We start from the raw sequence: 6,608 nt of genomic DNA on the forward strand, positions 1-6,608 counted from the left end.
ATGGATTTAACATATACTACCTCAAAAGATGAGTTTGCTAACTACCTTTCTTTAAAAGGGGATTTAATCGGTGATCGTCTAGGACCTAAATTAGTGGAAGAGGTTAGTGATGCCGTGGAGTCAGGCGCACGTACCTTTGTGGTGGACCTGAGCGAGGTTCGCTACATTAGTTCAAGCGGAATCGGACTGTTGATCACTATGCTCACTAAAATGAGAAATGTAGGTGGTGAAATGTATCTCACTGCACCTTCTGAGCATGTCAAAAAACTACTAATTATCACTAAACTCAATAATATTTTTACGGTTTATGACTCTGTGGATGAGTTCAAAAAGAAGATGTAATTTTTCACTATTCTTAATAATTGGAATTTTTTCATGTTCTGAAAATGATTATTCAAAGCAGGAGTATGTGCTGGAAGTTTCTGATAGAAAAGAGTTTATTATAGGACAAGGTGGTCTTACCACAGAGGGATACTACATAGTTTTCTTAGACTCTGCCAAAAGCAAAGGGACGATTTATAATGAAATTGCCCATTCATTAGATAGTATTTTTATTTCAGCTGATTCAGCTTGGTCTAAGGACGGTGAAATCATGGAAACCGAGGGTCCGTATGGTGTAGGAACAGTATTTACTTATTTCAGCACTCCAAAAATTAATATGTTCATTAATAGCCAGAAGTTTTTCAGGCAAAATGTTCAGACAAAGGAGGTGTCTCGTAAATTTTTACAAGAATATGGGGTTTTTGGAGATTTGAAATACCCGTCGATAGCAATTTCAGGGGCATCCAGGGAATTCACTGGTTTGGATAAAAAAGATAATACTGGATATTTTGATTATGATTTTGAAAATAGAATCAAGGTAATTGGATATAGTGTGGAAAGAGACTCCATGTTCATTTTGCCAGTTGCCTTAGATTCTTCTCGTTTTTATAATGCCAGGTTCAAAGTAAGGTATAAAGGCTTGATCCTAGGAGGTGGAGAAGAACCTCAGCTAAGCGTAATTGGTGATAATCTCGTGGTAAGTTATCCCAGTTTTAATGATATTTTGGTTTATAATTTAAATTCTGGGCTACAGAATACCTATACCTTCGAATCCAAGTTTTTTCCATCTCAAAAAAGAAGACCCGAGAATTACAGAGAGGAGGTTGATTCTGGTGAGTTATTATGGGATTGGCAAGAAGCTTGGAACAACCAAGTTCGATTTGGGTCAATTAGTTTCATTAAAGACATGAATGTTTATGTCCGATCTGTAAAAGGAGAAGAAAACGCGGCTCTTTTCTTGGAGCTTTTTGATTCAAATTTCAAAAAGATAAGTGAGCTAAGTTTGTCAGAAGTCAATCTGGATTTATCGACCACTTATTTCAACACGAAGTACGGATTGTTTTTCAGAGCCAAAGAACAACCTGTGGAGGAAGTGATGTATTATTACAATGTCAACCTAGTAAGGAATAAATAATTCCTGTGTTTCTCTTGGTTTTCTTTGGGCTTCTCGCAAATTTCACGCTTCAAAAAGTCAGTATCATATTATAGATCTCTCAGCAAATGAAGATGGACGTGCTTTTGGGTCTCCAATGGGGAGATGAAGGAAAAGGAAAAATTGTGGATGTTCTTGCTCCTGAATACGAATTAGTAGCAAGGTTTCAAGGTGGTCCAAATGCAGGGCACACGCTTGAATTTGATGGCATAAAGCATGTATTGCACCAGATTCCATCCGGAATCTTCCGATCGAATATTCTAAATATTGTGGGAAATGGTGTTGTCCTCGATCCGATTATATTCAAAAAGGAAATAGAAGGATTGGCCAAGTTCAAAATTGATTATCAAAAGAATCTGGTCATTTCCAAAAAAGCCACCATTATCATTCCTTCTCATAAACTCCTAGATGCTGCCTATGAAAAATCCAAAGGAGATAAGAAAATAGGCTCTACATTAAAAGGCATAGGACCGACTTATCAAGATAAAATCGGCCGTTCTGCTTTACGGGTGGGAGATATTTTAAGTCCTGATTTTGGTGAGAAATATTCCGCATTAGTGGATAAGCATAAGACGATCCTCTCTTTTTATAACCATCCTACGGACGAGTTGGAAGGAATGGAGTCACAATTTTTTGAAGCACTGGAGTTTTTGATAAAGCTTAATTTGATCGATAGTGAGTACACGGTCAATGAGGCACTGAATTCAGATAAAAGAATTTTGGCAGAAGGAGCTCAGGGATCTTTGCTCGATATTGATTTCGGTAGTTATCCATTCGTGACCAGCAGCACCACCATGACAGCTGGGGCCTGTACAGGTCTAGGAGTAGCACCATCTAAAATCGGCGAAGTCTTTGGGATTTTCAAAGCCTATTGTACTCGTGTTGGAAGCGGACCATTCCCAACTGAACTTTTCGAAAATGACGGAGAGGATATGCGCAAGGAGGGTAATGAGTTTGGAAGTACCACGGGTAGACCAAGAAGATGCGGATGGTTAGATTTGCCAGCATTGAAGTATTCCATTATGATTAATGGGGTGACCCAGCTTTTCATGATGAAGGCAGATGTCCTAAATATTTTTGAAGAAATTAAAGTTTGTACCCATTACGAATTACAGGATGGAGAAAGAATTGATCAGCTTTCTTTTGAGGTTCTTCAGTCGGAAGTTAAGCCAGTTTATCAGACTTTGAAAGGATGGAATTGCTCCCTTAAAGGAATTCGGGATTACAATAAATTCCCTAAAGAGCTTACTGAGTATGTGTCTTTTCTCGAAAAGGAATTGAATGTTCCGATCAAACTGGTTTCGATAGGGCCGGATCGGGAGCAGACGATCATGAGATAAATGAAAAGCCTTTCTAGAATAGAGAGGCTTTTGTTTGTTTACAGGCAAAACTTACTTTTGAACCAGCTCGTTTTGTTCTGGATGCAAAGACTCCCCTTATTTCTTTTTTTTCTCTTGTTTGCTCAAGTCTCTTTTGGCCAAATTGGATTTCCATATTGCGAGCCTTTTGATGGACAAACCACTAATTCGGCTACGGTTTTTGGCGGTAATTCAAGATTGGTAGATGGGGTGCTTAGACTGACTGAAAATGAGCAGTTCCAGACTGGCTACATGTATGTAGATATTCCTTTCCCTTCTTTTTATGGAATAAAAGCTGAGTTCGAATACTTTAGTTACGGTGGGGATGATGAAAATCGCGCTGACGGTATGGTTATGTTTCTTTTTGATGCTGCCACCCAGAATTTTGCTCCCGGAGGTTTTGGTGGGTCTTTGGGCTATGCCCAAAGAATAAACTCCGATGTCACAGAGCCGGGACTAACCAATGCCTATATGGGTATTGGTTTCGATGAATTCGGAAATTTCGGAAATTTCTCAGAAGGTAAGAATGGAGGGTTTAATGGCTCAGGGAATAATCTTGTGCCAAATGCGGTGGTGGTAAGAGGTCCGGGCAGTGGGCTAAATGGATATGAATTTATTACCGGGAGACGTACAGCCGATCCCGGTAACTTAGGATTAAGCGAAGGATTTGAAATTAGCTCAGGTGGAACTGGAACCCAACGAGTCACTGACCCAAATCAAGTGGGTTATCGTAAAGTTTTTATTGAACTTGAGCCGAAAGAGCAGGGGGTAGGCTATAATTTCCGTGTCGAGATGCTAGTGACCACCCAGCCAAACTCTCCCAGGCTGGTTCCTATTTTTGACCGTTCATACAACTTTGAGCCTCCCGAAGAATTGAAGATTGGATTTGCTGCATCTACTGGTGGCTTTACTAATTTTCATGAGATAAGAAATTTAATTGTGGAGGTCTCTGCGGATGATCAGTTACAAGATCCAGCGGGTGTAGATTTTGAAGACATTGCATCTTGCGAAGGTCAGGAGAATACCTACTTCATAACCGACGAGGAAGTGATTTTACCAAATGAAAATAGCCGCATCCGGTGCCTTCAGTTTTATGAATCCTTGGAGGATATTGAAGAAGAAGGGGAGGATGTTTGTAACCAGGCAAAATGTGTGGCTGAAAATCGTGAGCTGGTTCTACCGCAAGGAACTTTTCGAGCTGGAGATGATTCTGGGGATTATACATTTTTCCCCAATGAAGGATTCACAGGGGAGGAGGTGACCGTTTATTACACCATCACAGATAATTACGGTAAGACTTCTGCCGGTAATTCGATGACTTTGACTATTCAGGAATCCCCCGAGCCTATTTCCTTATTCGTAGAAGGTGCTGATGAAATCCTAGAGTCGGTTGTGATTTGCGAAGGAGATGAAATCAACCTTTTGAGTCAGGGTAACGAGGTTTATGAAAGGTACGAATGGTATAAAGATCAAGAGTTACTTCAGGGTGAAGTTGGGGGTGTCCTTTCAGTTTCTGAACCGGGAGAGTATGAAATTCTTGCATATAATAGGAAAAACTGTCCAACCACCTCTAATCTCATTAGTGTAGAATTTCCAGAGTATCCACCACTGTTGTTTGAAAATCCTATGATAGGTTGTGAGCCTGGGCAATCTATCAATGCCTTTGATTTTATGGCTGCCGTGGATACTATTCAGTATGACTACTTAGTGAGTGGGGAAGGCCTGGTACTAGAAAATGGGGAAATAGAACAAATCCCAAAATCAGGTAGCTATCAGATTCAAGCTAAACCGAAGGAGGTAGAGTGTTACAGTGAGCCAGGTTTTTTTGATGTGATTATCAGGGATGAAGAGTTGCTCGCAAACTTTGACTTTGTATTGGAGGGAACCAATATACAAGGTGATGAAGACGGTGGTATCTTCCCTGATGATGTTATTGCATTCAAGGACTCATCAGAAGAAGCTGTGGAATGGCTTTGGGAGTTTGGGGATGGCTCATCAGGTAATGAGCAGAATCCACTTCATGTTTTTGGTGCCAAAGGGAACTTTGAGGTTACACTTACCATAAAGGATGAGTTAGGATGCATCGCTACCGCTTCCAAAGTAGTGGAAATAACCAGGAGTTTTCGAGTGATGTTCCCCACAGGTTTTACTCCACTATCAGACCAAAATCAGTTTTTCGTACCCAAGTTTAAAGGGTTGGAGAGAATTGAGCTTCTCATTTTTAATACCTGGGGGGAGTTGATATTTAGCACCTCCGAACTAGAAACTGAAGGATGGGACGGTAGACTTGAGGGAGAGCTTTTGGATGCTGGTATTTACGTATACAGATTCAATGGGATAGCTACAGATGGAGAGGAAGTCAGGGAGTCTGGAAAGTTTAGATTGATAAGATGAAGAGAATAATTCTATCACTTAGCTTTTTGATTTTTGGCTTTCCTGTATTGGTAGCTCAGGATATTCAGTATAGTCAGTTTTATGCAAATCCAATTTATCTGAATCCCGCCTTTACCGGAAGTACAGGAATGAGCCGGGTGGGATTTAGTTTCAGGAATCAATGGCCAACATTGGATCAAAGTTTTATAGCGTATTCGGCATATGGAGATTTCTTCTCTGATAGGTATAACTCTGGTGTAGGCTTGATAATCAATGGGGCTCAGGAGTCATTCACTCAAACTCAATTATATGAAATAGGTCTCAGCTATAGTTATAGGCTTAGATTGGGAGAGTCCAGTTTCCTGCATGCAGGAGCTCAAGGTGGGTTTTTGTTGAGAGATGCACTTTTTGATGATGTTATTCTAGGTACACAGCTTGATATTAATACAGGACAAATTATTGGTCAACCAGGAGATGGATTTGAGGGAGATAGTCGATTGTCATCATCTGATTTTCATGCGGGGTTACTCTATTATGATAACAAAGTTTGGTTTGGAATTTCAGCACACCATTTATTACGACCTCCAATTAGCTATTTGGATGTTGAATCGAATACTCTTCCAATTAAGTATTCAACCCACGGAGGAATACGTTTTGACCTAGCACCTGGGGACATAAATGATTATTTTAATAATACGGACCAGGAGAGATCCTTTGCTCTTTCATTCAATTATAAATCTCAGGGCCAATTCTCTCAACTTGATTTAGGTGCAGAGTTCTTTTTTGAACCTTTAATATTGGGGTTTTGGTATCGTGGGCTTCCCACCAAATATTCATTACCGAATAATGAGGCAATTATTGCAGTACTTGGTGTTAGTCTTGATAATGGAATTGAGGTGGGGTATAGTTTTGATTTTACGATATCAAAATTGGGTCAATTCAATTCAGGAGGAGCACATGAATTATCGTTGAGGTATATTTTTACAAATAGAAACCCCCGAAATAGGCAGAGGAACCCAATGCCTACTTTTAACTACTAAGCTCATTATCAATCTGCTACAATCTTAACTTTATTTTCTTTCAGAAAAACATGGTTTAAGAAAATAAATCCACGATATTTGCAATCCTGTTTTGGCGAAAGGCCGGGATGGTTGTTGTAGAGATGAGTTGGGATTAGGATTTTTTTTTACCTCAGGGTATTGGAAGTTAAAAATGATCGATTACCTTTGCACTCCCATTCGGACGGAAGGGGGATAAAAAAATAGAAAAGTGGGTTTTTTAGGACCTGTTTTTTTGCGAGTCAACCGAAAGGGTTGAACAAGTTCTTTGAGATGATGTAAGGCGAAAACCTGAGTGTTTTTAAGTTATAGTTTAGGCTAAGACTTAGGGGCATGAAGAAATAG

The 6,608-nt window shown here is 39.8% G+C and carries 5 protein-coding genes; all 5 read left to right on the forward strand.

What is annotated here, in order from left to right; genetic code table 11:
• Positions 1 to 342, forward strand: coding sequence for an STAS domain-containing protein (locus QVH07_RS16805; RefSeq protein ID WP_290002760.1), 342 nt, complete (start codon positions 1 to 3; stop codon positions 340 to 342).
• The gene (locus QVH07_RS16810; RefSeq protein WP_290002761.1) at positions 320 to 1,456 is read left to right on the forward strand and encodes a hypothetical protein; all 1,137 of its coding nucleotides are present in this window, start codon (positions 320 to 322) and stop codon (positions 1,454 to 1,456) included. The genes QVH07_RS16805 and QVH07_RS16810 overlap by 23 nt, the downstream gene beginning before the upstream one ends.
• An 86-nt stretch (positions 1,457 to 1,542) precedes the next feature.
• The gene (locus QVH07_RS16815) at positions 1,543 to 2,814 is read left to right on the forward strand and encodes an adenylosuccinate synthase (protein ID WP_290002763.1); all 1,272 of its coding nucleotides are present in this window, start codon (positions 1,543 to 1,545) and stop codon (positions 2,812 to 2,814) included.
• On the forward strand, positions 2,815 to 5,226 hold the full coding sequence (locus QVH07_RS16820) for a PKD domain-containing protein (RefSeq protein ID WP_290002764.1): 2,412 nt from the start codon (positions 2,815 to 2,817) through the stop codon (positions 5,224 to 5,226).
• The gene (locus QVH07_RS16825) at positions 5,223 to 6,245 is read left to right on the forward strand and encodes a PorP/SprF family type IX secretion system membrane protein (protein WP_290002766.1); all 1,023 of its coding nucleotides are present in this window, start codon (positions 5,223 to 5,225) and stop codon (positions 6,243 to 6,245) included. Before QVH07_RS16820 ends, QVH07_RS16825 begins: the two co-directional genes overlap by 4 nt.
• Positions 6,246 to 6,608 lie beyond the last annotated feature (363 nt).

The organism is Algoriphagus sediminis, assembly GCF_030403435.1.
Classification (GTDB): Bacteria; Bacteroidota; Bacteroidia; order Cytophagales; family Cyclobacteriaceae; genus Algoriphagus; species Algoriphagus sediminis.